The organism is Paeniglutamicibacter sp. MACA_103 (assembly GCF_045798555.1).
GTDB lineage: Bacteria > Actinomycetota > Actinomycetes > Actinomycetales > Micrococcaceae > Paeniglutamicibacter.
This window is the reverse complement of sequence record NZ_JBIXLN010000033.1, coordinates 13,834-38,149: the sequence shown is the minus strand read 5'-3', so window position 1 is coordinate 38,149 and position 24,316 is coordinate 13,834. Positions and strand designations below refer to the sequence as shown.

Sequence of the window (24,316 nt, the reverse complement as noted above, 5' to 3'; positions counted from 1 at the left end):
CCTGGGCCAAGACCTTGCACCAGTGCATAATTGGGGAATGGATGACAGAAATGTGGGCGCGCGCGAAGCCCGGCGAAGCCGCCAGTGGACCCAGATCCATGGGGCCGCGGTGACCTTGGTCATGGAAAAGGGGTTGTCGGCCACCACGATCGATGCCGTGGCCGAGGCCGCGGGGGTCTCGCGCCGCAGCTTCTTCAACTATTTCCCCACCAAGGAAGACGCGGTGCTGGGTACGCGCGATCCCTGGCTGCCGGAGGAGGACTGGGCTGAATTTGTTTCCTCCGCACTTCCGGTGCTGCCGCGAACCGCCACATTGTTGGCCGCAGTGCTGAACACCAGCACGAATGCCGGCGAGGGGTTTCGCCGGCGCCGCGACATGGTCCGCACTTTCCCTGAACTGCGCCGCCGCACGCACATTCACGTGCAGGCGGCCGAGCAGCTGGTGGCCACCGCCCTGATAGAGCGGCTCAAGCCGCACCAGGCGGCACTGCTTGCCCACGAGTTGCCGCCGGATCCCGGCGCACAACATGCGCTGGTGCTGCTGGCCGGGACCATCACGCGTTATGCGTTCACCGAGGACCCGGAGGAATTTGCCCGTGACTGGCAGTCGGCGGTGGCACGGGCCAGCGCGATGTTTGGCGCGCTGCTGGATCCGCCGTTGGGCTGAGCGGGAATTCCGGGGCTGCTTGTTCGCCGTTTCAAAGAGGGAGGTGGCGGAAAACCTGCCATTTTCTTGGGTCACTTAAGACCGCGGAACTGAGCCGGGGCGGCCGGCAGGGCCATGGTGTGCCTGCCACCGGAGGCGGTATACACGGGGAATGAGGGGACGCCGCAGATTGCCGCCTTAAACGACCGCGGCACCCGGTGGGAGGACCGGGTGCCGCGGGAGACCGATTGCGGCGGGACTACGCGCGCTTCCGGGTTTCCTTCGACAGGTACACGCAAACCGCGGCAATGAGGATCAGGAAAATGAAGTACCACGCGATGTTGTCGGTGCCGCCGCCGTTGTCCAGGGAGATCAGCCACTGGGCCATCAGGGGAGCCGTGCCCGCGCCGAGGACCGAGCCGACCTGGTAGGTCAGCGAGACGCCGGTGTAGCGGGCATTGGTGTCGAACTTCTCGGCCAGGAACGCGCCGACCGGGCCGTACATCGAGGCCTGGATGATCGGGTTGCCGACCATGAAGCCCAAGGCGATCAGCCAGAAGCTACCCGAGTTGAACAGGGCAAACATCGGGAAGACCAGCGCCACCGAGATCGCGGCCCCGGCCAGCATCACCGGGCGGCGGCCGAAGCGGTCCGAAAGCCAGGCGAAGAACGGGATGGCGAAGATATGCAGGAAGTTCGAGGCCGTCAGCATCATCAGGGCCTGCTGCTGGGTCATGGCGCCGGTGGCGACCACATGCGGAACCATGAACACGCCCATCAGTGCCTGCATGAACAGCGGCCCGGCGATGCCCAAGATGCCCAGCACGGTTTCCCGCGGATATTCGCGCAGCACGCGCAGAATCGGGGCGCCGGTGGGACCGGTGTTCTCGGCCTGGGCCTTGAGGAAGTCGGGGGACTCGGTTACCCGGTAGCGCATGTACAGGCCGATGATAACCAGCACCGCGGAGAACAGGAAGGGCAGCCGCCAGCCCCAGGCCAGGAACTCTTCGCGCGGCAACCCTGCAAAGAGTCCGAGAATCAGCGTGGCCAGCACCGCGCCGGCCGGTCCACCGGAGACGGCAACCGAGGCCGCGATCCCGCGGTTCTTCTCCCCGACGTGTTCGGCGGCCATCAGCGTGGCCCCGGCCCATTCCCCGCCCACTGCCAGGCCCTGGATGACGCGCAGCAGGACCAAGAGAATTGGCGCGGCCATCCCGATGGTGTGGAAGGTGGGCATCAGGCCGATGGCCACAGACACAAGCCCCATCATCATCAGCGTGATGAACAGGATGTTCTTGCGGCCGAAACGATCACCAAAGTGGCCGAAGAGCACGCCGCCCACGGGCCTGGCGACATAGCCGGCCAGCAGGATCACGAACGACAGGGCGGTGCCCACCGCCGGATCCATGGTTTCGGGGAAGAACAGGTACGGGAAGACCAGTCCGGCGGCCGAACCGTAGAGCAGGAAATCGTAGTACTCGACCGTGGAGCCCAGGAAGCTGGAGACCAGGGCGCGGCGGGAATCCTTGCGGGAGGTGCCGGCACCGGCCGGTGCATGAACGGGGTGAATGGTCTTGGTCAACGTGTCTCCGAAAAAGAATAATCACTGTGGGGGATGACACAACCATGGCCGATGTGATCGGACACACCAAAACGGTGTTCCGTCAGGTGGAACGTTATGCGGATTGCCTGCTCCGGCCCGGTCCCGGGCCCACGGAAGGGGCAGGGCGGGAGCGCGCGGATTCCTCCCCGGGTGCCGGTGCAGCGGGAAGGGGGCAGGCCCCGCCTAGGCCGATTGCGCCTGGCGCAGTTGCTGGCGCTGGCGGGCGCTGACGGCCGCGGCCGCACGCGAGGCGGCGTAGCAGACCTTGCGCAGGACCTCGGATTGCGAGTCGGGAATGAACTTGCCGGTGGGGCCGGAGATCGACAGGGCCGCCACCGGCTTGCCTGCCGGGCCCATCACGGGGGCCGCAATGCAGTTCAGGCCCATCAGGATTTCTTCCCGGTCGAAGCCCACGTGGGTCTGGTGGATGGTGGCAAGTTCCCGGCGCAGTACTTCGGGGTCGGTGATGGTGTGCGGGGTCCAGGCCGGCAATTCGCTGCGCAGCACCTCGTCGGCGCTCGTGGGATCGAATGCCAGCAGGACCTTGCCGACCGCGGTGCAGTAGGCCGGTGCCTTCCCGCCGATCCGGGAAGGGCTGCGCACTTGGAGGTGGCCGTAGAGCTTGTTGAGGTAGATGACGTCGGTGCCCTGCAGGACGGCCAGGTGCACGGTTTGTTTCGTCAATTCGTAGAGGTCGGCCAGGTAGGGGGTGAGTGCATCGCGCATCCGCCCGTGCGCTGCCGATTCCTGGGAGTCGCCGAGGCCCAGGATCATCTTGCCCAGGCGGTAGGCGTTGCCCGCACGCTCGACCGCGCCGTTGCGCTGCAACATCCCCAGGAGGCGGAACGCAGTTGACTTGGAAAGATCGGCCCGCCGCGCCAGCTCGCTCACGCCTACTCCGCCCACCGAATCCGACCCGAAGGCGTTGAGGAGGGCCATGGCCTTGTCGACGGCGGTGCGTTCGTCGCGTTGCGGTGCTGTGCTCAGTGACATGTTCGGGATCCTCCAACATTGCCGCCCGGATGAATTGCCGCGAGATTTGGGCGTGTTACAAGTGTCTCGGGGAATTCCCGGAGGGTCAAACACCGCGATGGCGCGGGCCGACTACCCCGTTCCACATGCGCCGAGGCGGCTCCTCATGGCCGGGAAGCGCGCAAAGCCCCGCCGGTCCTTCTCGGGACGGGCGGGGCTTGCACGGTGGTCGTGTGCCGGGGCTACTTGGACATGTGCAGCGCGAGGTACTGCTTGATGACCTGGTTGAACTCGTGGGCGCGCTCGACCTGCGACCAGTGGCCGCACTGGTTGAAGATGTGGGCGTCGGCGGTGGGGATGACGGCCTGCAGCTCGTGGGTGCGGGTCACCGGGATGACGACGTCCTGCATGCCGTGGATCAGCAGCACCGGGATCTCCAGCTTGCCCAGGACCTCGAAGTCCAGCGGCAGGGCGTCGCGGTCGCGGTCGCGGGCGGTGACGACCTCGACCAGGCGGTCCGACGCGGTGTCGTTCAGGGCCGAGGCGTAGCGCAGCGAGACGAGCTCGTCGGTGACCAGGGACTTGTCCACGACGAACTGCTCCAGGGTGCGGCGGATGCCGGCCTCGGAAAGCTCGGGCTTGGCGTGGCCGGAGAGCGCGGCGGTCTTCTTGGCGCCGCCGGTGCCCATGGAGATGATGCCCAGCAGGCGCTCGGGGAAGTCGATGGCGAACTGCATGGCGACCCAGCCGCCGATGGAGTTGCCGACGATCCAGGTCTTCTCGATGCCCAGGGCATCCAGCACGCGCACCGCGTGGCGGACCCATTCCTTGATGCCGTATTCGATGCCATCGGGCACGACGGTCTGGCCGTAGCCGACGGAGTCGATGGCGATGCACCGGCCGGACTCTGCCAGTTCGGGCAGGTTCAGCCACCAGTTGGCGGCGGCGGTGACGCCGGTGCCCGAGCCGTGCAGGAAGAGGATCGGGGTGCCCTCGCCGAGCTCGTGGTAGTGGGTGACTTCGCCTTCGGCCGTTTGCAGCCACTTGTCTTCGAGGCCAAAGAAGGCGTCGGTGGTGTATTCGGGGATCTGGGTGACGGTCATCGTGGAACTCCTACGTATTTCGGTGAGCCGGAAGGTGGTTTAGCTCCACCCTAGACGCGGGGCGGGGCGCCGGGGGATGGGTCGTGCCGAGGTGCGGCACGACTTCTATGGCCACGAACCCGTGGCGCCCGTGAAAACCTGCCGACGTGGGCCAATAGATTGCACTAGTGCATAAAATTACGCCCCCAGATCCCGGACACCGGGGCCACCCGCATGCACGGGACGTGGCGTAGATTTGGCTGCGACAGCACCGTCCCGAGGTGGAAGGAAGCGCAGCATGATCATCCCGTCATCCGGCATCCCGGTCGTGGACCCGGGGCAGCGCCCGGTCCCGCATCGATTCTTCCCGTCTTGCCCGCCGCGCACCAGCGCCCCGTACATCCGCGGCGGGCTGCGGCACGGCAGCCCCGAGAGCACGGAAGCGGGGATGCGGGCATGAGCAACGTCGGGTCGGACTCGCCTCCGCAGCGGGCGCCCTGGTGGTGGTACCCGGAACCGCGGCGCGCGGTCCACGACATGGCGGCACAGCCGTTCACCGCGCTGGCCCCGGGCCAACGCTGGTTCCGCGCCATCGACGTCGATGCGCCGGCCGAGACCGTGTTCGCGTGGGTCGCGCAACTGCGGGTGGCGCCCCACAGTTACGACCTGCTCGACAACTACGGGCGGCGCAGCCCGCAGACCCTTGACCGGTCACTGGTCGACGTCCATGTCGGCGACAGCGTCATGAGGATCTTCACCGTCACCGCGGTGGTGCCGGGAGCCTCGATGACCCTGGGCATGAACGACGGATCCCCGACGCGCCTCTTTGGACGGCTGAGCGTCCACTACAGCGTCGATCGGCTCGGCGACGGGTCTCGGCTTTCGGCGCAGCTAGTGGTTCCTCCCGCCGCGGGAGCGTTCAAGGGCCTTCGGCAATACGCGCTGGCTTGGGGGGACCTGGTGATGATGCGCAGGCAACTGAGGGAACTGAAGCGGCTGGCCGAGAAGACGGCGGCCGGATCCTGACCGCCCGCCTTCGCGGCCCGGCCCGCCACCGAGTTCCCCGGGGAGTGCAGTTCGCGGGATGATAGGGGGGAAGACATCGGGCGACAACATCGACAGATCGGCAACATCCATGAACATTGAATCCATCCTGATCGTTGGCGGCGGCCTGGCCGGATTCACCGTGGCGCAGAACCTGCGCTCCCGCGGGTACGCAGGCAGGCTGGACATCATCGACCCGGCGGGAACCCCCTATGACCGCCCGCCGCTGAGCAAGGGCTACCTGCTGGGGGACAAGGACGCCGCGGGCATCGAGCTGGCCCCCGCCTCCTGGTTCGCCGAACACCAGGTGGGCCTGGTCGCCGCCACGGTGGACGCCCTGGACCTCGAGCCGCTGGGCGTGGAACTCTCCGACGGACGGAAGCTGCGCGCCGACCGCCTGGTCCTGGCCACCGGCGGCTCCGCCCGCCCGCTCCCGATCCCGGGCGGGGACCTGGACTCGGTGCTGGTGCTGCGCAACCGGGAGGACGCCGACAGGCTGCGATCCAAGATCGTCCCCGGGATGCGGCTGGCCATCGTCGGGGCCGGGCTCATCGGCGCCGAGGTCGCCTCCTCGGCCCGCCAGCTGGGCGCCGAGGTCACGCTCGTGGACCCCGTCGACCCGCCCCTGGTCCCGGCCGTGGGCCCGGAGCTGGCGCGGCGCCTGCACGCCATGCACGCCGACGCCGGGATCACCGTCATCCACGGAAGCCCCGTGGGCATCGCGCGCACGCAGGCCGGACACCGGCTCGAGCTGGCCGACGGCCAGGTCGTTGAGAGCGACGAGGTGCTGGTGGGCATCGGCATCATCCCCAACACCGAGCTGGCCCAAGCCGCGGGCCTGGAAACAGACAACGGGGTGCTGGTCGATGCGAACCAGCGCACCTCGCATCCCGGCGTCTATGCGGTGGGGGACATGGCCCGCACCCGAAGGCCCAACGGCACGCTGCTGCGCCGCGGCGAGCACTGGGAATACGCCATGAACACCGGGGCCACCGCCGCCGCGGCGATCCTGGAGCAGGAACTTCCGGTGCACGGTGCCTCCTGGTTCTGGTCGGACCGGCACGGCACCCACGTCGAGGGCGTGGGGGCCATGAACGGCGAAGGCACCACGATCCTGCGGATCAGCGCCGGCGAACCGGTCGCCGCCTTCCGCATCGCGGGCGACGGGCGGATGCTGGGGGCCGCGGCGATCGACGGGGGACTGACCATCAAGGCCGCGCGGCGCATCATCGACAGGGGCATCGTCGTGAAGGCATCCGCGCTCGCCGACCCGGACATGCCGCTGAAGAAGCTCGCCCGCTAGGTTCCGCGCCCTTGCCCGTGGCCTTGCCGACGGACCTGCGCCGGGGACAGACTGGAAGCGGCGCACCGGGCACCCGGCGCGCCGCCGGCGTTCGGGAAGGCAGGATGACGATGGAGAGTGGAACCCCCGGCCCCGGCCAGGGACCGCCCGCGGTCGACCTGGGCGAGGACGACATGCTGGAGCCCGGCACCGCCCTGCTCGTCCCGGGGGAGCTGAGCGGGTACCCCGATGACATCGCCCTCTTCCGCACCGAGTCGGGGGACTACTACGCCCTGGACGACGAGTGCCCGCACGAGGTCGCATCCCTCTCCGAGGGGTGGATCGAGGGAGAAGAGATCGAGTGCCCTCTGCATTCCTCGCGCTTCGCCCTGCGCGACGGCAGGGTGCTCTGCCTGCCGGCCCTCAACGACGCCCGCACCCACAAGACAGAGGTCAGGGACGGGCGCGTGCTGCTGTACCCGGGGACGGCTGCGTCCGGGGCCTAGCTAGGGCAGGCGCGCGAACGTTGCCACGCGCGCCAACGCCTCGTCGGTTCCCAGCTCGGCCCGGTCGGCGGCATGGGACCAATAGTGTTCCAGGGCGCGCAGCAGCTGGTCGGGGTTGGCCGTGAGCTCGTGGACCAGGATCACCACCCGGCCCGCCTTCGCCCTCCCATGCGTCGAGGGCCTCGTCGCCCGGGGGTGCACCACGATCCAGGCGGGGCCGCGCTTGCCCAGGGGCCTGTGCCGTGCCGGATCGGTCGCCTCGATGCCGGCGACGTCGTTCCAGTAGATCTCCCGGACACCGCGCGATCCGTGGAGCACGATGCGGCTGCGGGTGAGGTAGACACCGGGTTCCTGGGCGGCCGCGGCAATGCGCGCCAGCCGGATCCCGCGGTTCAGCACGTAGACGCCCACGCCCAGCAGGAAGATCGCCAACAGCACGATGAGAACCATCGGGTCGTAGTTGTGCAGGACCAGCAGCCTGGCGCTCAGCGCCACCGTGGCCACCAGGATCACAACCGCCAGGCCCATCACCACCGCTGCCCACTGCGCCGAGGTCCGGAACATCGGGAACCACGTGGCGGCGCGCTGCCCCGTGGTGGTCAGGACCGCTTCGGTTCCCGCGGCGCGATCCTGCGGGGGCCGGCGGAAGGCCGCGGCCACGCCCAGCAACACCGCCACGGCGCTGGCGAGAAGTGCGGTGGCGAGCACGGGGCTCGCATGCAGCGCGGCGTAGATCCCGGTCCCGGACAGAAACGCAAACAACACGAAGGAAGGCAGGAGGTGGTGAGCCAGCTTCCAGCCGCTGTGGCGCGGTGCCCACAGCGCTTCCTCGGAACCGGTTTTGCTCATGTCCCCAGCCTAATCCGCCCGGCGAGTGAAAGCCGCTACACACCACGGCATGGCGCCTTCTCGAAGGGGACACCGGCGGCGGATTTCGCCTACGATAAACGCATCATGGAATCGATTCGCAAACGTGTAAAAGTGATCACCTGGCTGCTCATTGCCTCTTTGGTTGTCGGCACCGGTGCCGGCATGCTTTCGGGCGTGCTCTAGATGCCTGCCAACACCGATGATCCCACGGCACTTGCCGGAGGCGGCGAGGCGGGGCTTCCCGAGGCCCTGCGCATGCCGACCAAGGACGTCAAACGCGGCTGGATCGCCTCGGTCGTCGCCATCAACATCGGCATCAACGTTGTCTTCTTTGCCCCCATCAACGTGTTGCTGGGGCTGCAGGCCACGGCCATCGACGCCGGGTCCAAGGAAGCCATCCTGTCGCTGGTCACCGCCTGCGGCGCGTCGGTGGCGCTGGTGGCCAACCCGCTTTTCGGCGCGCTGTCCGACCGCACCGTCTCGAGGATGGGCCGCCGTTCGCCCTGGATCCTCGCCGGGGCCATCCTGGGTGCCGCCTCGCTGCTGATGCTCTCCGGGGCCACCACCGTCGGGCTGATGCTGCTGGGCTGGTGCGGCCTGCAGGCCGGCGCCAACGCCGCCTATTCGGCCGTCACTGCCACGATCCCCGACCGCGTGCCGGAGCGCCGGCGCGGCGGAATCGGCGGGCTCGCGGCCATGGGGCAAACCGTCGGCATCCTGCTGGGAGCCGTGGTGGGCTTCGCGATCACCGGAAACATCGCCGTGGGCTACGTCATCTGCGCCGCCGCCCTGCTCGTTTCCGTCGTTCCCTACCTGCTGCGTTCCAACGACCCCGCGCTGCCGCGGGAGTTCCGCCCCGACTTCAACCTGGTGGACTTCGCCAAGGGCTTTTGGATCAACCCGCTGACGCATCGCGACTTCGGGTGGGCCTGGCTGACCCGGTTCATGATGAACACCGGCAACCAGATGACGATCGTGTACCTGCTCTTCTTCCTCACCGACGTCGTCAAGCACCCCGACCCCGCCGGCGGGGTGCTGGTCCTGACCGGCATCTACGCGGTCATGGTCATCATCAGCGCCGTGGTCCTGGGTCCGATCAGCGACCGGTCCGGGAAGCGGAAGATCTTCGTGATCGTCTCCTCGATCGTGGTGGCCTGCTCCGCGCTGATCATTGCGGTGTCGCAAAACTTCACCGGTGCCATCATCGGTGCGGCCGTCCTGGGCCTTGGCTTCGGCGCGTACCTGGCCGTGGACTTTGCGCTGCTGACCCAGGTGCTGCCCTCGGCCAAGTCCCGCGGCAAGGACATGGGCGTGATCAACGTGGCCAACTCCCTGCCCCAGGTCATCGCCCCGGCACTGGCCTTATTCGCGGTGAAGGTGCTGGGCGGTTACACGGCCCTGTTCATCGTTGCCGCGATCATCGGCATCTTCGGTGCGATGCTCGTGCGCAACATCCGCTCCGTCCCGTAACCGCTTGTCCGGACGGGGCCCGGCACCCCCGGGCCCTGTTCGGTCGATCACCATAACCGTCCGGCGGGTGCGCGCGCCGCTAGGCTGGGATCCATGGACTGGTTACGCGAGGCACCCTTTGGCTGGGCCTTTGCGTTCCTCTTCCTGCTGGCCATGGCGCGCGCCAACGTCACCTACTGGATTGGCCGCGGCATTGCCGCCGGGGTGGAGCACACCCGTTTCCAGCACGTGCTGTCCGGCCCGATCTACCGGCGCGCGGAACGCTTCATCCAGCGGTGGGGCGTGTTCGCCATCCCGCTCTCCTTCATGACCGTGGGGATCCAGACCGCCGTCAATGCCAGCGCGGGTGTCGCCCGGATGCCGGTGCTGCGCTACCTGCCGGCGGTCGTGGCGGGGTGCCTGATCTGGGCAACCATCTATTCCACCGTGGGCTTGGCAGTGATCCATGCCTGGCTGGCCCTGGGCTGGCAATGGATCGTTGCCGCGGCGCTGGTCCTCGTCATCGGGACCCTGGCGTGGATCCGCCACCGCCGCCGCGACTCCTGAACACCGGCCTCGGATAGGCCCTTTCTGCGGCGCGTGGGGGACCGTGGCATGTTTTCATCGGTAGGATTCAGGAAACCAATGAATTATTGCGAAAGCTGGGTATCGACGTGGCCATCACGACAAGGGCTCCCCGCCAGGCCGGCCCCGTGGAGCTGGATGACATCGACCGCGGGTTGCTGCGCATGCTCACGGAGAATGCCCGGCGCACCAACAACTCGCTGGCCGAGGAACTGGGCATCGCCCCCTCGACCTGCCTGGCCCGGCTCAACGCCCTGCGCTCGGCCGGGGTCATCCGCCGCTTCACCCTGGAAATCGACCCCGAGGTCCTGGGCCATGCGCTCGAGGCGCTGATCTTCGTGAAGATCCGCCCCGGCGCCCGCCACCTCATGTCGAGCTTTGCCGAGGAAATGCGCGCCAAGCCCGGGGTCACCCAGCTCTTCTTCCTGGGCGGGGCCGACGACTTCCTGATCCACGTCGCGGTGCGCGACTCCAAGGACGTGCGCCAGTTCGTGCTCGACAACCTCTCGGCCAACCCCGCGGTGGCCACCACGCAGACCTCGCTGGTCTTCGAGCACAGCCAGGGCGCGGTGCCCTGGCTGTAGCCCGGCTTTACCAGGACACCTCGCGCGGACGGCCCTCCTCGTAGCCGGCGGCCGACTGCACCCCGACGATGGCGCGTTCGCGGAACTCGGCGATCGACGCGGCGCCGGCGTAGCTGAAGGCCGAGCGAACCCCGGAGACGATCGAATCGATCAGGTCCTCCACGCCCGGCCGGTGCGGATCCAGGTACATGCGGGATTGCGAGATCCCTTCCTCGAAGAGCGCGGCGCGGGCCCGCTCGAAGGCGGACTGGTGCTTGGTGCGCTGCTGCACCGCGCGGGCCGAGGCCATGCCGAAGCTTTCCTTGTACAGGCGGCCCTCGCCGTCGGATGCCAGGTCCGCGGCCGATTCGTAGGTTCCGGCAAACCAGGATCCGACCATCACGCTGGCGGCGCCGGCGGCCAGCGCCAGGGCGACGTCGCGCGGGTACTTGACCCCGCCGTCGGCCCACACCTCGACGCCGGCCTCGCGCGCCGCGGTCGCGCATTCCAGGACCGCGGAGAACTGCGGGCGCCCAACCCCGGTCATCATCCGGGTGGTGCACATGGCCCCGGGCCCCACCCCGACCTTCAGGATGTCGGCCCCGGCGGCGGCCAGGTCGCGGGTGCCGGCGGCGGAGACCACGTTTCCCGCCGCGATCTGGATCCGGCGCCCGGTGCGTTGGGCAAAGTCGTCGCGGGCCGCGACCGCCAGGGGCAGCGCCTCGATCATCCGCTCCTGGTGGCCATGGGCGGTGTCCAGGACGAGGACGTCCACTCCGGCCTCGAGCAGTTCTCGGGTCTTGGTGCCCACGTCGCCGTTGATGCCCAGGGCGGCCCCGACCATCAGCTTGCCCGCGGGATCAAGCGCCGGGGTGTAGAGCCCCGAACGGAGCACTCCCTTGCGGGTCAACACCCCGGCAAGGTGCTCGCCGTCGAGCACCGGGACCATGCCCAGGTGCCGGGTGCTGAGCGTCTCAAACACCGAGTCCAAATGCGTGTCCTTGTCCACCGTGACGATTTCGGAGGTCATGACCTGGTGGATCGGGGTGAAGCGGTCGACTTCCAGGCAGTCCTTTTCCGCGACGATGCCCACCGGGCGGTGGCCCTCGAGCACCACCGCCGCGCCGTGGGAACGCTTGCCCAGCAGGGCCAGGGCGGTCGAGACCGAGTCGTTGACGTCCACGGTAATGGGGGTCTCGAAGACCGGGTGGGCGCGTTTGACCTTCTCGACCATGTCCTGCAGGGCGGCCAGGGAGATGTCCTGGGGCAGGATCGTGATCCCGCCGCGGCGGGCCACCGTTTCGGCCATGCGCTTGCCGGCCACCGCTGTCATGTTGGAGATGACCAGCGGGATGGAGGTGCCCACCGAATCCGGCGTGGCGAGGTCCACCTCGGACCGGGACACCACCGCCGAGCGCGAGGGAACCATGAAGATGTCGTTGTAGGTCAGGTCATGTGCGGGCTGCAAATCATTGAGAAACTTCACCCTTTCAGGCTACCGCCGCGCGGACGACCGGAGCGTGAGGCACGTCACCGGCCGCCGGGTTGCGTTCCTGGAATTTGGGCACGTTCCGTGCGCGGAATCGAGTCCCCGCGCTTGCGTACCCGTGGGTAGCAAGGGTGCCGATTAGGGCCCATAAACGGCACTAATTTCTAGCGCACGTTTGGGTTTATCTTGGTACCCAGAGCGGTTCGAATTCCGCGTGACCGCCGGTTCGAGGAGTGCATCATGACAGTCACCGTGCCAGTTACCGAATGTTCCGTATCCAATTGCTCGTTCAACGACCATACCCATTGCGGGGCTTCCGGCATCACCATTGGCGGAAATGCCGACCATGCACAATGCGCGACATTCATCGACACCGGCGTGCACGGCGGCCTGCCCAAGATCCTGGCCTCGGTGGGCGCCTGCCAGAGGATGGAATGCACCCACAACGACCACCTGATGTGTGCCGCGGACTCGGTGCGGGTGGGACCGGGTGCCGACAATGCCGACTGTCTCACGTACGAACACGGCGCCTGAGCCACGACAGTTCTGGCCCTCCCCGACGGTGAAGCACGGATGCCTTCAACGGGGAGGGCCTTGTCATGCCCGGATCCAGTCGGTGCCCGAATCGTGCTCGCGGCATCGGGGCGGAGGCGTGCCGAATAAATTGTTGAACAACCTCTTGTCAAGATTGTTCAACAACCTGTAGTGTACTTCTCATCGCTCCCACTTGTGACAACAGTCACCCGCAACCCGATGGATGGAATCATGGCCACTCCTAGCACGAAACCGAAGCTCAGCACTTCAGCCAGGCGCACCGCAATGCTTGGCGCCATGTTCCTCATGGCAACCAGCGCCATCGGGCCCGGCTTCATCACCCAGACCACCGAATTCACGGTCCAGATCGGTGCCTCGTTCGCCTTCGCGATCGTTGTCTCCATCTTGGTGGACATCGCCGTCCAGCTGAACGTGTGGCGCATCATCGGGGTCTCGGGCCTGCGTGCCCAGGAACTCGGAAACAAGGTCCTCCCCGGTGTCGGCTGGGTGCTGGCGGGACTGGTCTTCATCGGCGGCATGGTCTTCAACATCGGCAACATCGCCGGCACCGGCCTGGGATTCAACGCCATGATGGGCCTCGATCCCAAGACCGGCGGCATCATTTCAGCCGTGGTGGCGATCCTGATCTTCCTTTCCAAGCGCGCCGGCATGGCCCTGGACAAGATCGTGGTGCTGCTCGGTGCGATCATGATCCTGTTGATGCTCTATGTGGCCATCGTCGCCGCACCCCCGGTGGGCGAGGCCCTGAAGAACGCGGTAGTGCCGGAGAACATCAACTTCCTGATCATCACCACGCTGATCGGCGGCACCGTCGGCGGCTACATCACCTACGCCGGCGCGCACCGCATGCTCGACTCCGGCGCCGCCGGAATCGAGAACGTCGGCGACATCACCAAGACCTCCATCCTGAGCATCATCGTCACCGGGATCATGCGCGTGCTGCTCTTCCTGGCCATCCTTGGCGTCGTTGCCGGGGGAGCCGTGCTGACCACCAGCAACAAGGCGGCAGAGGCCTTCGGCATCGCCGCCGGCGACATCGGCATGCGCTCCTTCGGCGTGATCCTCTGGGCCGCCGCCCTCACGTCCGTGATCGGCGCCGCATACACCTCGGTTTCCTTCATCACGAAGTCCACCACCCCCGAACGCACACGCAACCTGATCACCGTCGCGTTCATCGCGGTCTGCGCGGTCATCTACATGTTCCTGGGCCAGGCGCCGCAGACGCTGCTGATCTTCGCCGGAGCCTTCAACGGCCTGATCCTGCCGGTCGGATTCGCGGTCCTGCTCTGGGCCGCCTGGCGCCGCCGCGACCTGCTGCAGGGCTACGTCTACCCCAAGTGGCTGCTGCTTATCGGCTTCGCCACCTGGCTGCTGACGCTCTTCCTCGGCTGGAACTCCCTGGCCGGCCTGGCAAAGCTCTGGGCCTAGCCCACGCGCCCGACACCCCCGCCTTCCTCGGCTGGAACTCCCTGGCCGGCCTGGCAAAGCTCTGGGCCTAGCCCACGCGCCCGACACCCCCGCCTTCCTCGGCCGCCCCTTCGAAAGGACGCCAGCAGTCATGACATCCGCCAATTCGCAAGCACCCGCAACCGGGGAGCGCGCAACATTGTCCCCGGCCCGGGCACGCGAGCTGTTCCGCGACGGATTGGCCGTGCCGACCGCCGGCTTCTGTCTCGGCTACGCCCAGGCAAACCTGATCATCGTGCCCCGGGACCAAGCCTTCGATGTGTTGCTCTTCGCCCAGCGCAACCCCAAGTCCTGCCCGATCCTGGGCGTGCTGGACGCGGGGGAGACCAGCGGGGACCTGCTGAAGGGCGGGGACATCCGCACCGACGTGCCCAAGTACGTGGTCTACGAAAACGGCGTGAAGGTCGCCGAACCCACGGACCTGTCCGGGTACTGGCGCGATGACCTGGTGACGTTCATCGTGGGCTGCTCGTTCACCTTCGAGACCGCGCTGATGGAGGGCGGCATCAAGGTCGCCCACATCGAGCAGGGAGTGAACGTGCCGATGTTCAAGACGAACATCCGCTCCGCCTCCGCCGGTTCCATGTCCGGGCCCATGGTGGTGTCCATGCGGCCGATCCCCGCCTCGCAGGTTTCCGACGCCGTGCGCATCACCTCCCGCTACCCGGCGGTCCACGGGGCGCCGGTGCACATCGGCAACCCGGAGGAGCTGGGCATCACCGACCTGTCCGCACCCGACTTCGGCGATGCCGTGGAAATCCCGGCCGGGCACATCCCGGTGTTCTGGGCCTGCGGGGTCACCCCGCAGGCCGCGGTGATGGAATCGAGGCCGGCACTGGCCATCGGCCACGCACCGGGGCACATGCTCATCACCGACGCCCGCGACAGCAACTACCTGGTTCCCTAGCGGCCCACCCCCCTCCACGACCTGGTCCCGCGGGACCCGGCCGTGGCCCCCGATCCGCCAAGCAAGTTCCTGATCCCCCATGCAGGTTCTTCCTTGGCGCCCCAAAAAACGGCCGTCGCCGGGGCACCTGCCCATCGCCGACGGCCGTGAGAATCGCGACCTGGTTCCCTTGGAGCCCCGCCGCGGTCCTCGGCCAGGGAAGTGCCCGTTACCCCCAAAACGGGCGCTTCCCTGGCGCCTTTAACCGCTGATTACGAGTCGCGTCCCGCGGCGTGGAGCCAAGCGTCCACCTCGGCCGTCAGTCGTTTTTTCGCCGGCTCCTCCAGGAAAGAGGACTCGATCGAGTTCCGCGCCAGTGTCGCCCGCTCGCCCGGCGTCAGTCCCAGCTCCCGGTCCACCGCCTCGAAGTTGGCGTCAATGTAGCCGCCGAAGTAGGCCGGGTCGTCCGAGTGGATGGACACCTTCAGCCCCTTTTCCAGCATCCTCTTCAGCGGGTGGTCGGCCAGGGTGTCGACGGTGCGCAGCCGCACGTTGGACAGCGGGCAAACGGTCAGCGGCATCTGCTCCGTGACCAGCCGCCGGACCAGGGCCTCGTCCTCGAGGCAGCGGATGCCGTGGTCGATGCGTTCCACCTTGAGCAGGTCCAGGGCCTGGACGATGTACTCCGGCGGCCCTTCCTCCCCGGCGTGGGCCACCACGTGCAATCCGTTTTCGCGCGCAAAGGCAAAGACGTCCTGGAACAGCACGGGAGGGTAGCCGAGCTCCGAGGAGTCCAACCCGATGCCGTCGATGTCATGGCCCTCTGCCACCAGCGTGCGCAGGATTTCCAGGGCCGATGTGGCGGGCGCATGCCGCCAGAAACAGGCGATGAGCTTGTGGGTGATGCCGAAGCGTTCCTCCCCTTCCTTCAGCCCCGCGCGGATGCCCCCGATAACCTCGCCCAACTCGATCCCGCGTTCCAGGTGGGCCTGCGGGTCGAAGAACAGCTCAACATGCCTCACGCCGGAGGCATCGGCACGGCGCAGGTAGGCGAGCGTGATCTCGTGGAAATCGTCCCGGGTCCGCAGCACCGCGAGGTTGGTGTAGAACAGGTCCAGGAACGACTGGAGATTGCTGAAATCGTATTGTTCCCTCAGGTGTTCCAGGGACGGCCAGGGCAGCGTGATCTCGTTCTGCTCTGCCAGGCGCAGGATGGTTTCGGGTTCCAGCGTCCCTTCGAGGTGGATGTGCAGTTCTGCAACGGGCAACTTCATTTTTGCGGCTCCTGTCGGTGGTCGACCAAGAATAGTCTCTCGCGCCCGGCCGGGCGGGCGCACGTACCGGGTCAGGGCCGTGTTGCGAGGCAAGTCACGGATCGGGCAACCGCTTCGGCACCGTGGCAGACTATGGCTTGAAGCGCCAGCGGCCGACCGCCGCGGAGGACCTCGGGCGCCGTAGGCCCGCATTGAACCGAAGGCAGGATAGTGACAGCCAAACCCGTCCACGGGAAGCCCTGGTTCCCCGCTGCCCTGAGCCTGATGATGGTCGGCTGGGGAGCCAACCAATTCGTTTCCCTGCTGGTGTTCTACCGGCAGGAGCACGGCTTCTCCGAAGTCATGGTCACCTCGATGCTGGGCATCTACGTCGTGGGCCTGGTGCCGGCGCTGCTGTGGGGAGGCCGCTACTCGGACAAGGCCGGCCGCAAGCCCGTCACGCTCTTTGCCGTCTCCCTGTCCATGGCAGCCAACGTGGCCATGATGGGCTCGCTCATCGGAACCATGCCGCTCTTCGCGGGCCGCTTCATGTCCGGCATCGCCACGGGCCTGGCCATGGCCGCGGCCACCAGCTGGGTCAAGGAACTCTCGCAGGCGCCGTGGGACCTTGCATCCGTGCCCGGTTCCGGGGCCCGGCGCGCCTCGCTGCTGACCAGCGCAGGCTTCTGGCTTGGCCCCGTCGCGGGCGGGTTGCTGGCCAACTACGCCCCGGCCCCGGCGGTCCTGCCGTACTCGCTGCATATTCTCCTGTGCATCCCGTTGCTCTTTGTGGTGGCCCGGTTGCCCGAGACCCGCTCCGGCGGTACAGCCCCGGGTTCGCCCGTCGCGCACTTGGCCCCGCATCCCGGGGCGCGCAGGCGGTTCAGGCTGGTGGTTGCGCCGGCGGCCCTGTGGGTGTTCGCGGCGGGCACCACGGGCTTTGCCGTCGTGCCGGCGGTCATCCCGGGGCTGGGTGAGGGCCGGCTCGCATACGCCACCGCAGCCGTGGCCATCACCTTGGGCTGCAGCGTGTTGATCCAGCCGCTGGCCCGCCGGCTGGACACCGTCCGCAATGCCCGCTCGCTGCTGACCGGGACGGGCACGGCCTTCCTTGGCCTCGCGTTCCTGCTGGCCGCGATCCTTCTCGCCAGCCCCGCATTGGGACTCATCGCCTCCGCGATCCTCGGATCGGCCAACGGGTTGCTCATGGTCGGCGGGCTCCTGGAGATCCAGCGCTTGGCGGCCGCCCACGAATTGGGCAAGCTCACGGGCTTCTTCTACACGCTGGCCTACGTCGGATTCCTGGCCCCCACCGTGGTTGCCTTCACGGCCCAGTGGGTCCAGACCGCCTGGATCGTCGCCGGAATGCTGGTGCCGTGCCTGGTGTCGCTGGCCTTCATCGGGGTGAACTCCCGCAAGCACCTGCCGCAGGCGCTCGAGCGGGTCGATTCCGTTCGGGCGGAGGCGGGCCGAGTGCCCAGGGCGCGCTAGCCCGGGCGGAGGGAGTGGTCGCTGCCCCGGTTACCCGGCAACCCGGAACTCCACGTAGGGCACCGCGCAGGCGGTGCGCACCACGCGCAACCCGGTGTCCCCGAAGCCGGGATTTTCCAACCGGTTGTTGCGACCGGTGTCGTCGCACCAGTCCACGCCATCGGGGGCGGCCGAGATGCCGTAGGTGCCGGGTTTCAAGGTGGCCGGGATTTCCAGTGCGTGGGTGAAGGCCCCGGCATCCGACATGGCGGCCAGCTCGGTGAGCAGGACCTCCCGGCGCGTGTTGACCAGGTCGATGCGTACCCGTGCATCCTCGCCGTAGCGCGGCTTGCACGTGGCAGCCGGCGCCGAAATCCGCAGCGTTCCGCCCGGGGCGACGACCGCGGTAGCCAGGATGTAGGCCGGCGGCATACAGGGGCCGGATGTACGGAGAAGGGTCGAGCACCCGGACAGGCCAACCATGGCACCCGCGGCAAGAATGATCAGCAGCAGAGCGCGGGCACAACCAGCCGGCCCGCGAACCGACGCCACATTCAAGGTCATGGACCCCGGTCTTCACTGCCGTGAGGGGGCTGGACAGGGGATGCGGAACAACGTTGCGCCATCGTTGCGGGACACCCCGCCCCAAGCCTCGTCGGCACCATGAGCGGCCCAGCAGATTTATGCCGTGGTGCCCGCCGCCACACGCAGTTGCACCCACAAGGCCAGCTGCTCGTCGCCGGTTGAAAAGTCCAGTCCGAACAACTCGGTGGCGCGCTTGATCCGGTAGCGCAGGGTGTTGGGGTGCACGTTCAATGCGCGGGCGGCCGCCGCCACGTCGCCCGTGGCGGCAAAATAGGCACACAGGCTCGACCTGTACTCGGTTCCGGAAGCGGCGTCGTTTTCCAGCAGCTCCCGCACGCCCGGATGCACCAGTCGCGGCCGTGACCGCAGCACGCTCTCCAATTGGTCCAGGAGCAACGCCGCGTTCACATCCTTGGTTCCCACCACGCGGCCGGCGCCTGGGCGGGGGCCGCGGCCTTCGAGCACCCGCACCACGTCCTCGAGTTCCCTGCGCAGTTCGGCCAGGCCCAAGGGGCTGCCCTCCACGGAGCTCACGGCAACATCCACCAGGCATCCCAGGCGTGCGGCAAGGGCGGCGGCGGCGCCGCCGGCCAGGCGCATGGCCGCTTGTTCGGAACCAATCGCCGGGACCAGGACGTAGACCATGCTCCCGGATTCAAGCGCGGAGACATTGGGGTGGAAGATCGAGCAGTATTGCTCGGCGGCCAATGCCAGCTGGCGGGTCAACGGCAATGCATTGCCGGGCACTTGGCCAGCGGGCAGTGGGGCAAACATGAAGCCCAGCAGAACCGGGGACATGCCCTCCATGAGCCCGAAGCGTGCCGAGGTCGCCGGGTCGGAACCGTGCCCTTCCAGCGCCGATCGCAGCCATTCGGTGCGCACCTGGCGTTCCAGGTCCACGGCGTTTTGCGATCGCAGGATGTGGATGGCCGCCAGGCGTGCGACTTCCAGGATGGCGGCCTCCCCGTCGGGGCCCAGCGGGGATTTGTCCTCGATCACCCAAATCGAGCCGAGCATTTGCCGCCCGGCGCGCACCGGCGCCGCGCAGCGGGGCAATTCCCCGTCGCTTGGATCATAGGGAAAATGGACCACGGAATCGGTGAGCATCACGGCCCGGTACTGGGCGGTGTTCTTTTCCATTTCCGGCACCTGCCGGGCCAGGATCCCGCTGCGGCGCAGCGGGTCGACGGCATGCCGCTCGAGGTTCGAATAGGCGAGGATGTTCTGGTCCAGGTCCTCGATGGCCACCGCGCCATCGGTGGCCGTGGCCAACGCGTTGGCGAGCACAAACAGGTCCTCGCCGTGGGAACTGGCGGCGTTGCTGCCCGTAGGCCGGCCGCTGGTCACCGCGGTGATGAGGTTGTCCAGGTGCAGCCACGGGACCTGGTCGTCCACGACCAGCACGGGCAGGGCCGCCGTGGCCAGCTGCGGCGCATCGGGTGCCGTCCCGCGGCCCTTGAGCACCACAGCGCCGAACCCGTGTTCGGCCGCCCGTGCAATCAGGACGTCCAGGTCCTCGTGGGTCGGTGCCATGCCGACCAGCAGCAGGATCCCGCCGGGGGTATCCGGCAGCGGATCCAGGTGGTCGTGGATCACCGGGACGGAAATCGAGGCATCCAGGCCCCGTGTTCCGGTCAGCGGGGTCAACAGCGGGGCGCCCAGGCTTTCCAGGAGCCCGGCCAGCGTCAGCGGTCGTCCGGTGCTGTTCAATGAAGTCCGTTCTTTCCGTGCCGCCCACGTCTTTAGCCGACCTGACAATAAACCGGCAGGAAGCTTGGTTGGTTCTACGAATAATTTTGGTGAGGCCAATCCTACAGTTGACGCAGGTCACATTCACACCCGGTTGTTGCTTCTGATACCAACCGACAGGCACAAAGGAAAACGGCACCTCACCATGACAGTCACCCAGCAAATGCACCACCCGGACCTCAACTTGTTGATGGACATCCTCCCGGAGGAATCCGCCGTTTCCGACACCGGAGAATTGTCCATCGGCGGGGTGCCGGTGGGCGAGCTGGCCCGCCAATACGGGACACCTGCCTACATCATGGACGAGACCGGGCTGCGCCGGCAGATCCGCCGCTTCGTGAAGGGCCTGAAGTCCAGGCGTCCCAATTCCGAGGTGCTCTTCGCCTCCAAGTCGCTGCCGTGCGTTGCCATGTATGCGATAGCGCAGGCCGAGGGGCTCAGCGTTGACGTTGCAGGGGGCGGGGAACTCATGATGGCGCTGACCGCCGGGGTCAGCCCCGGGAACATCTACCTGCACGGCAACGCCAAGTCCGACCAGGAAATACAGATGGCGCTGGCGGCCGGCATCCGGGCCGTCATCGTGGACAACTTCAACGACCTGGACCGGCTTGAGGCCATGGCAAGCAAGGAACAAAACGTCCTGCTGCGCATGATCCCCGGGATCACCCCGGCCACCCACGCCTCGCAGGTCACCGGCGGCAACGACTCCAAATTCGGGCTTCCCCCCGCCGACATCACCCGCGCGATCGAGCGCATCGCCAAACACCCGCTGCTGCACTTCGAAGGCATCCACGTCCACATCGGCTCCCAGGTGCTGGAAACCGAGCCCTTTGCGCGGGCGGTGCAATCCGTTGCCGAATTCGGAACCTTCGACACCTACGACGTCGGAGGGGGACTGGGCGTGAAATACACCTACGACGAAATCGCCCCGAGCGTCGAGGACTACCTGGACACCCTGACCGAGGCCGCCGCCCGGCTGCTGCCCGCCGAGGCAAAGCTCATCATCGAGCCGGGGCGCTCGCTCGTGGCCCGCGCCGGCATCACGCTGTATTCGGTCAACACCGTCAAGACCACGGGCAAGACCTTCGTCGCGATCAACGGGGGCATGGCCGACAACATCGACATCGCCCTCACCGGACAGCGCTACGAGGCCGTGATGGCCACCAAGATCGGGGCCGAACCCACCCTGGTCGCCGATGTCGTGGGGCGCCAATGCGAATCGGGCGACCTCATGTGCGCGGACGTCCCGTTGGCGGACCCGCAGGTCGGGGACCTGGTGGCCATGGCGGCGACCGGGGCCTACGCCTACACCCTGGCCAACAACTACAACGGCGCCTGCAAGCCGCCGGTCATCTTCTGCGCCAACGGGTCCTCCACGCTCGCTGTCGCCCGGGAAACCTATGAAGACCTGTTGCGCACCCAACAACCCGCCCTGCAGCGCCGCTGGTAAGCCTGCCGCATCCAACCGTCCATTCCTTCCCTCTCGCATCCCACTCCCAAAGGAAACCGAATCGCCATGAACATCACCGCGCACAACCGCCGTCCCGGGTTGGCCTTGCTTTCCACCGCCGCATTGGCCATGGGCCTGGCCCTGACTGGCTGTGCCACGGACGAACCCGTCGCCGCCGGAACCCCGGCACCCGAGGTCAGCGTCGAAGTCGACTCCGCAGCCGCGGCCGCCCTGCCGGCGAAGTACAAGGACGCCGGGGCCATCAACGTGGCCGCGGACATGCCCAACCCGCCCATGGAGATGCTGGACGAGAACAACAACCCCACCGGCCTCGACTACGACCTGTCCCAGGCCATGGGCGGGAAGCTGGGCGTGAAGTTCAATTTCCAGCAGCAGGCCTTCGACACCGCGATCCCTTCCCTGCAGGCGGGCAAGCACGACATCATCTTCGCGGGAATGAACGACACCGCCGAACGCCAGAAGGTGCTGAACTTCGTGGACTACTTCCACGCCGGGTTCAAGATCCTGGTCAATGCCTCAAACCCCGAGGGCATCGGATCCATCATCGACCTGTGCGGCAAGCCGGTAGCCGTCCAGAAGGCCACCGTGCAGGTCGAATACCTGGTTTCCTACGCGGGCAAGTGCAAAGACGCGGGGAAGGCACCGATCGAGCTGGTGCAGCTGCCCACCGAACTTGATGCCCAAACCGCCGTGCGCTCGGGCAAGGCCGTCGCGGATGTCGTCGATGCCTCGGTCGCCGCTTACGCCGCCGCCACCGCGGGGGACGGCAAGCTCTTCGAACTGGTCAAGGACCCCGAATTCCCCAACGGCTACAACCCCGTCTACACCGGCATCGGGCTGCTGAAGGAAAACCAGGACCTCACCGAGGCGCTGCACCTGGCGCTGCAGTCGCTGATCGAGGACGGCACCTACACCAGGCTCATGGAAAAGTACGACCTGGCCGACTTCGCCGTGACCGAGGCCGGTGTCAACAATGGCGGGAAATAGCACCGCGCTGCGGCAGCCCGCACCTGTACACCCAGAGGCGGGGGGACCCGGCGCACACGACATCGTGGCCGTCCCGCTGCGCCACCCCGGCCGCTGGGTCCTGGCCTCCCTCATCCTGCTGGCCCTTCTCGGCGTGGCGGCCTCGCTGTGGCGCAACCCCAACATCGACCACCCCACGATTGCCAAGTACCTCTTCAGCGACCGGATCGTGGCCGGCGCGGTGCTCACGGTGGCCCTGACGATCCTGACCATGGTCCTGTCCACCATCCTGGGCATCGTGCTGGCACTCATGCGGCTCTCGGCCAACCCGGTGCTCAACTCCGTCGCCTGGCTGTATGTCTGGATCTTCCGGGGCACGCCGCTGCTGGTGCAAATCGTGTTCTGGGGCTACCTCGGGTTGCTCTACAAGCAGCTGTCCCTGGGCGTTCCCTTCACCGACTTCACGGTCTTCACCGTGGACACCAACGCGTTGATCCCGGCATTCGTGGCCGGCGTGATCGCCCTGACCACCAACCAGGCCGCCTACACCGCGGAGATCGTCCGCGCCGGCATGCTCTCGGTCGACCAGGGGCAGAAGGAGGCCTGCTACTCCCTGGGCATGACGCCGCTTTTCACCTTGTTCAAGGTGGAACTGCCGCAGGCCATGCGGGTCATCATCCCGCCCATGGGCAACGAGACGATTTCCATGCTCAAGGACACGGCGCTGCTTTCGCTGATCGCCGTGGCCGAGCTCTACACCGTGGCGGCCCGCATCTCCTCGCAGAACCTGCACCAGGTGGAACTCCTGATCGTCGTCAGCATCTGGTACCTGGCGCTGACCTCCATCCTGTCGGTGCCGCAGTACTACCTCGAGCGCCACTATGGCCGGGGGAGCCGGACCCTGGGGCCCACACCCATCGGCAGGGCCGTCGCCCTGGCCAACCGCGTACGCCGCAGCAAATAAGGAAGCAGAAAAATGAACCCCGTCCTTGAATCCCCGTCCCCGGTACGCACCGACGAAACCCGCAGGCCGCTCGTCCAGGCGCAGGGGGTGCGCAAGAGTTACGGCCCGATCCAGGTGCTCAAGGGCATCGACCTGCACGTCGAGACCGGGCAGGTCATGTGCCTGCTCGGGCCCTCGGGCTCCGGCAAGTCGACCTTCCTGCGCTGCATCAACCACCTTGAGCGCATCGATGGCGGGCGGATCAACTTCGACGGCGAACTCATCGGCTACGCCCAGCGCAACGGCAAGCTCCACGAGATGAAGCCGCGCGAGGTCGCGCGGCAACGCCGCGGCATCGGCATGGTCTTCCAGCGCTTCAACCTCTTTCCGCACCTGACCGCGCTGGAAAACATCATCGCCGCACCCATTGGCATCAGGAAGGTCCCCAAGGCGCAGGCCGTCGCCCAGGCCCATGCGCTGCTGGAACAAGTCGGGCTGGGAGACAAGGCCGGGCTGCACCCGGCCAAGCTCTCCGGAGGACAGCAGCAGCGCGTGGCCATTGCGCGGGCACTGGCCATGGAACCCAAGCTGATGCTCTTTGACGAGCCGACCAGCGCCCTGGACCCGGAACTGGTGGGCGATGTGCTGGACGTGATGCAGAAGCTGGCGGCCAGCGGCATGACCATGATCGTGGTGACCCACGAAATCGGATTCGCCCGCAACGTCGCCGACGAGGTGGTGTTCATGGACGGAGGCGTCGTGGTCGAATCCGGTGCCCCCGCAGTGGTGTTGGGCAACCCCAGCCACGAGCGCACGCGAGCCTTCCTGGAGAACGTGATCTAGCCGAACCGGCCCCCGGCAGCACGGCCGGGCGTCCGGA

Annotated in this window: 24 protein-coding genes; 16 read left to right on the top strand and 8 right to left on the bottom strand. The window is 67.3% G+C overall.

All coding sequences use genetic code 11. The features are described 5' to 3' along the window. Positions 1–37: 37 nt before the first annotated feature. A complete protein-coding gene (locus ACIPVK_RS15440) occupies positions 38–667 on the top strand; it encodes a TetR/AcrR family transcriptional regulator (protein WP_407612865.1) in 630 nt (209 codons plus the stop codon). Between the two features lie 238 nt (positions 668–905). Here ACIPVK_RS15440 and ACIPVK_RS15435 read toward each other — a convergent pair whose 3' ends face one another. The 3 genes from ACIPVK_RS15435 to ACIPVK_RS15425 all read right to left on the bottom strand — a co-directional run bounded on the left by ACIPVK_RS15435 (position 906) and on the right by ACIPVK_RS15425 (position 4,324). Continuing rightward, positions 906–2,228, bottom strand: coding sequence for an MFS transporter (locus ACIPVK_RS15435; protein ID WP_407612864.1), 1,323 nt, complete (start codon positions 2,226–2,228; stop codon positions 906–908). A 204-nt stretch (positions 2,229–2,432) separates the two neighbouring features. Then, positions 2,433–3,242, bottom strand: coding sequence for an IclR family transcriptional regulator (locus ACIPVK_RS15430; protein WP_407612863.1), 810 nt, complete (start codon positions 3,240–3,242; stop codon positions 2,433–2,435). A 221-nt stretch (positions 3,243–3,463) separates the two neighbouring features. Then, positions 3,464–4,324 (bottom strand): alpha/beta fold hydrolase, encoded by an 861-nt coding sequence (locus tag ACIPVK_RS15425; RefSeq protein WP_407612862.1) that lies wholly within the window; start codon positions 4,322–4,324, stop codon positions 3,464–3,466. A 277-nt stretch (positions 4,325–4,601) separates the two neighbouring features. Here ACIPVK_RS15425 and ACIPVK_RS15420 point away from each other — a divergent pair, with 277 nt between their 5' ends. The 4 genes from ACIPVK_RS15420 (at position 4,602) to ACIPVK_RS15405 (ending at position 7,135) form a co-directional block, all read left to right on the top strand. Next, positions 4,602–4,763, top strand: a complete 162-nt coding sequence (locus ACIPVK_RS15420; protein ID WP_407612861.1) for a hypothetical protein — start codon at positions 4,602–4,604, stop codon at positions 4,761–4,763. Beyond that, complete coding sequence (locus ACIPVK_RS15415) at positions 4,760–5,329, top strand: SRPBCC family protein (protein ID WP_407612860.1); 570 nt, start codon at positions 4,760–4,762, stop codon at positions 5,327–5,329. The genes ACIPVK_RS15420 and ACIPVK_RS15415 overlap by 4 nt, the downstream gene beginning before the upstream one ends. Positions 5,330–5,438: 109 nt before the next feature. Then, on the top strand, positions 5,439–6,650 hold the full coding sequence (locus ACIPVK_RS15410) for an NAD(P)/FAD-dependent oxidoreductase (protein ID WP_407612859.1): 1,212 nt from the start codon (positions 5,439–5,441) through the stop codon (positions 6,648–6,650). 110 nt (positions 6,651–6,760) lie between these two features. Further along, complete coding sequence (locus tag ACIPVK_RS15405) at positions 6,761–7,135, top strand: Rieske 2Fe-2S domain-containing protein (protein WP_407612858.1); 375 nt, start codon at positions 6,761–6,763, stop codon at positions 7,133–7,135. Here ACIPVK_RS15405 and ACIPVK_RS15400 read toward each other — a convergent pair whose 3' ends face one another. Then, positions 7,136–7,984, bottom strand: a complete 849-nt coding sequence (locus tag ACIPVK_RS15400; RefSeq protein ID WP_407612857.1) for a hypothetical protein — start codon at positions 7,982–7,984, stop codon at positions 7,136–7,138. A 204-nt stretch (positions 7,985–8,188) separates the two neighbouring features. On the opposite strand from ACIPVK_RS15400, the gene ACIPVK_RS15395 reads away from it, so the two are divergent. From ACIPVK_RS15395 to ACIPVK_RS15385, 3 genes are all read left to right on the top strand, one after another. After that, positions 8,189–9,475 (top strand): MFS transporter, encoded by a 1,287-nt coding sequence (locus tag ACIPVK_RS15395; protein WP_407612856.1) that lies wholly within the window; start codon positions 8,189–8,191, stop codon positions 9,473–9,475. Positions 9,476–9,568: 93 nt separating this feature from the next. Next, positions 9,569–10,021 carry a DedA family protein gene (locus ACIPVK_RS15390; protein WP_407612855.1) on the top strand — a complete coding sequence of 151 codons (453 nt, stop codon included), beginning with the start codon at positions 9,569–9,571 and terminating at the stop codon, positions 10,019–10,021. A 107-nt stretch (positions 10,022–10,128) separates the two neighbouring features. Further along, positions 10,129–10,623 carry an Lrp/AsnC family transcriptional regulator gene (locus tag ACIPVK_RS15385; protein WP_407612854.1) on the top strand — a complete coding sequence of 165 codons (495 nt, stop codon included), beginning with the start codon at positions 10,129–10,131 and terminating at the stop codon, positions 10,621–10,623. Positions 10,624–10,630: 7 nt separating this feature from the next. Here ACIPVK_RS15385 and ACIPVK_RS15380 read toward each other — a convergent pair whose 3' ends face one another. Then, positions 10,631–12,088, bottom strand: a complete 1,458-nt coding sequence (locus ACIPVK_RS15380; protein ID WP_407612853.1) for a GuaB1 family IMP dehydrogenase-related protein — start codon at positions 12,086–12,088, stop codon at positions 10,631–10,633. Between the two features lie 243 nt (positions 12,089–12,331). Between ACIPVK_RS15380 and ACIPVK_RS15375 the strand changes: the two genes are divergently transcribed. The 3 genes from ACIPVK_RS15375 (at position 12,332) to ACIPVK_RS15365 (ending at position 15,020) form a co-directional block, all read left to right on the top strand. Beyond that, positions 12,332–12,625: a DUF1540 domain-containing protein gene (locus ACIPVK_RS15375; RefSeq protein WP_217387504.1), complete on the top strand. Its 294-nt coding sequence runs from the start codon at positions 12,332–12,334 to the stop codon at positions 12,623–12,625. A 231-nt stretch (positions 12,626–12,856) separates the two neighbouring features. Continuing rightward, positions 12,857–14,074, top strand: coding sequence for an NRAMP family divalent metal transporter (locus ACIPVK_RS15370; protein WP_407612852.1), 1,218 nt, complete (start codon positions 12,857–12,859; stop codon positions 14,072–14,074). A 130-nt stretch (positions 14,075–14,204) separates the two neighbouring features. Beyond that, entirely contained in the window at positions 14,205–15,020 is an 816-nt protein-coding gene (locus tag ACIPVK_RS15365) for a putative hydro-lyase (protein WP_407612851.1), read from the top strand. Positions 15,021–15,271: 251 nt separating this feature from the next. Here the strand turns inward: ACIPVK_RS15365 and ACIPVK_RS15360 are convergent, their stop codons facing one another. Continuing rightward, on the bottom strand, positions 15,272–16,273 hold the full coding sequence (locus tag ACIPVK_RS15360) for an adenosine deaminase (protein ID WP_407612850.1): 1,002 nt from the start codon (positions 16,271–16,273) through the stop codon (positions 15,272–15,274). 210 nt (positions 16,274–16,483) lie between these two features. Here ACIPVK_RS15360 and ACIPVK_RS15355 point away from each other — a divergent pair, with 210 nt between their 5' ends. Beyond that, positions 16,484–17,743 carry an MFS transporter gene (locus tag ACIPVK_RS15355; RefSeq protein ID WP_407612849.1) on the top strand — a complete coding sequence of 420 codons (1,260 nt, stop codon included), beginning with the start codon at positions 16,484–16,486 and terminating at the stop codon, positions 17,741–17,743. 30 nt (positions 17,744–17,773) lie between these two features. On the opposite strand, the gene ACIPVK_RS15350 is transcribed toward ACIPVK_RS15355, so the two are convergent. Further along, positions 17,774–18,286 carry a hypothetical protein gene (locus ACIPVK_RS15350; RefSeq protein ID WP_407612848.1) on the bottom strand — a complete coding sequence of 171 codons (513 nt, stop codon included), beginning with the start codon at positions 18,284–18,286 and terminating at the stop codon, positions 17,774–17,776. A gap of 117 nt (positions 18,287–18,403) precedes the next feature. Then, positions 18,404–20,017 carry a PucR family transcriptional regulator gene (locus ACIPVK_RS15345; RefSeq protein ID WP_407612847.1) on the bottom strand — a complete coding sequence of 538 codons (1,614 nt, stop codon included), beginning with the start codon at positions 20,015–20,017 and terminating at the stop codon, positions 18,404–18,406. A gap of 184 nt (positions 20,018–20,201) precedes the next feature. On the opposite strand from ACIPVK_RS15345, the gene lysA reads away from it, so the two are divergent. The 4 genes from lysA (at position 20,202) to ACIPVK_RS15325 (ending at position 24,279) form a co-directional block, all read left to right on the top strand. Then, a complete protein-coding gene (gene lysA / locus ACIPVK_RS15340; RefSeq protein WP_407612846.1) occupies positions 20,202–21,506 on the top strand; it encodes a diaminopimelate decarboxylase in 1,305 nt (434 codons plus the stop codon). Between the two features lie 66 nt (positions 21,507–21,572). Then, positions 21,573–22,514, top strand: a complete 942-nt coding sequence (locus ACIPVK_RS15335; protein ID WP_407612845.1) for an ABC transporter substrate-binding protein — start codon at positions 21,573–21,575, stop codon at positions 22,512–22,514. Then, positions 22,501–23,457 carry an amino acid ABC transporter permease gene (locus tag ACIPVK_RS15330; protein ID WP_407612844.1) on the top strand — a complete coding sequence of 319 codons (957 nt, stop codon included), beginning with the start codon at positions 22,501–22,503 and terminating at the stop codon, positions 23,455–23,457. The genes ACIPVK_RS15335 and ACIPVK_RS15330 overlap by 14 nt, the downstream gene beginning before the upstream one ends. Before the next feature lie 12 nt (positions 23,458–23,469). Further along, positions 23,470–24,279 (top strand): amino acid ABC transporter ATP-binding protein, encoded by an 810-nt coding sequence (locus ACIPVK_RS15325; protein ID WP_407612843.1) that lies wholly within the window; start codon positions 23,470–23,472, stop codon positions 24,277–24,279. Positions 24,280–24,316 lie beyond the last annotated feature (37 nt).

What these genes read in the sequence shown, in the direction of transcription:
- ACIPVK_RS15440 (WP_407612865.1), top strand. Translation starts at nt 38, where the DNA reads ATGGATGACAGAAATGTGGGCGCGCGCGAAGCCCGGCGAAGCCGCCAG.
- ACIPVK_RS15430 (WP_407612863.1), bottom strand. Translation starts at nt 3,242, where the DNA reads ATGTCACTGAGCACAGCACCGCAACGCGACGAACGCACCGCCGTCGAC.
- ACIPVK_RS15425 (WP_407612862.1), bottom strand. Translation starts at nt 4,324, where the DNA reads ATGACCGTCACCCAGATCCCCGAATACACCACCGACGCCTTCTTTGGC.
- ACIPVK_RS15420 (WP_407612861.1), top strand. Translation starts at nt 4,602, where the DNA reads ATGATCATCCCGTCATCCGGCATCCCGGTCGTGGACCCGGGGCAGCGC.
- ACIPVK_RS15415 (WP_407612860.1), top strand. Translation starts at nt 4,760, where the DNA reads ATGAGCAACGTCGGGTCGGACTCGCCTCCGCAGCGGGCGCCCTGGTGG.
- ACIPVK_RS15410 (WP_407612859.1), top strand. Translation starts at nt 5,439, where the DNA reads ATGAACATTGAATCCATCCTGATCGTTGGCGGCGGCCTGGCCGGATTC.
- ACIPVK_RS15405 (WP_407612858.1), top strand. Translation starts at nt 6,761, where the DNA reads ATGGAGAGTGGAACCCCCGGCCCCGGCCAGGGACCGCCCGCGGTCGAC.
- ACIPVK_RS15400 (WP_407612857.1), bottom strand. Translation starts at nt 7,984, where the DNA reads ATGAGCAAAACCGGTTCCGAGGAAGCGCTGTGGGCACCGCGCCACAGC.
- ACIPVK_RS15395 (WP_407612856.1), top strand. Translation starts at nt 8,189, where the DNA reads ATGCCTGCCAACACCGATGATCCCACGGCACTTGCCGGAGGCGGCGAG.
- ACIPVK_RS15390 (WP_407612855.1), top strand. Translation starts at nt 9,569, where the DNA reads ATGGACTGGTTACGCGAGGCACCCTTTGGCTGGGCCTTTGCGTTCCTC.
- ACIPVK_RS15375 (WP_217387504.1), top strand. Translation starts at nt 12,332, where the DNA reads ATGACAGTCACCGTGCCAGTTACCGAATGTTCCGTATCCAATTGCTCG.
- ACIPVK_RS15370 (WP_407612852.1), top strand. Translation starts at nt 12,857, where the DNA reads ATGGCCACTCCTAGCACGAAACCGAAGCTCAGCACTTCAGCCAGGCGC.
- ACIPVK_RS15365 (WP_407612851.1), top strand. Translation starts at nt 14,205, where the DNA reads ATGACATCCGCCAATTCGCAAGCACCCGCAACCGGGGAGCGCGCAACA.
- ACIPVK_RS15360 (WP_407612850.1), bottom strand. Translation starts at nt 16,273, where the DNA reads ATGAAGTTGCCCGTTGCAGAACTGCACATCCACCTCGAAGGGACGCTG.
- ACIPVK_RS15350 (WP_407612848.1), bottom strand. Translation starts at nt 18,286, where the DNA reads ATGACCTTGAATGTGGCGTCGGTTCGCGGGCCGGCTGGTTGTGCCCGC.
- lysA (WP_407612846.1), top strand. Translation starts at nt 20,202, where the DNA reads ATGACAGTCACCCAGCAAATGCACCACCCGGACCTCAACTTGTTGATG.
- ACIPVK_RS15335 (WP_407612845.1), top strand. Translation starts at nt 21,573, where the DNA reads ATGAACATCACCGCGCACAACCGCCGTCCCGGGTTGGCCTTGCTTTCC.
- ACIPVK_RS15330 (WP_407612844.1), top strand. Translation starts at nt 22,501, where the DNA reads ATGGCGGGAAATAGCACCGCGCTGCGGCAGCCCGCACCTGTACACCCA.
- ACIPVK_RS15325 (WP_407612843.1), top strand. Translation starts at nt 23,470, where the DNA reads ATGAACCCCGTCCTTGAATCCCCGTCCCCGGTACGCACCGACGAAACC.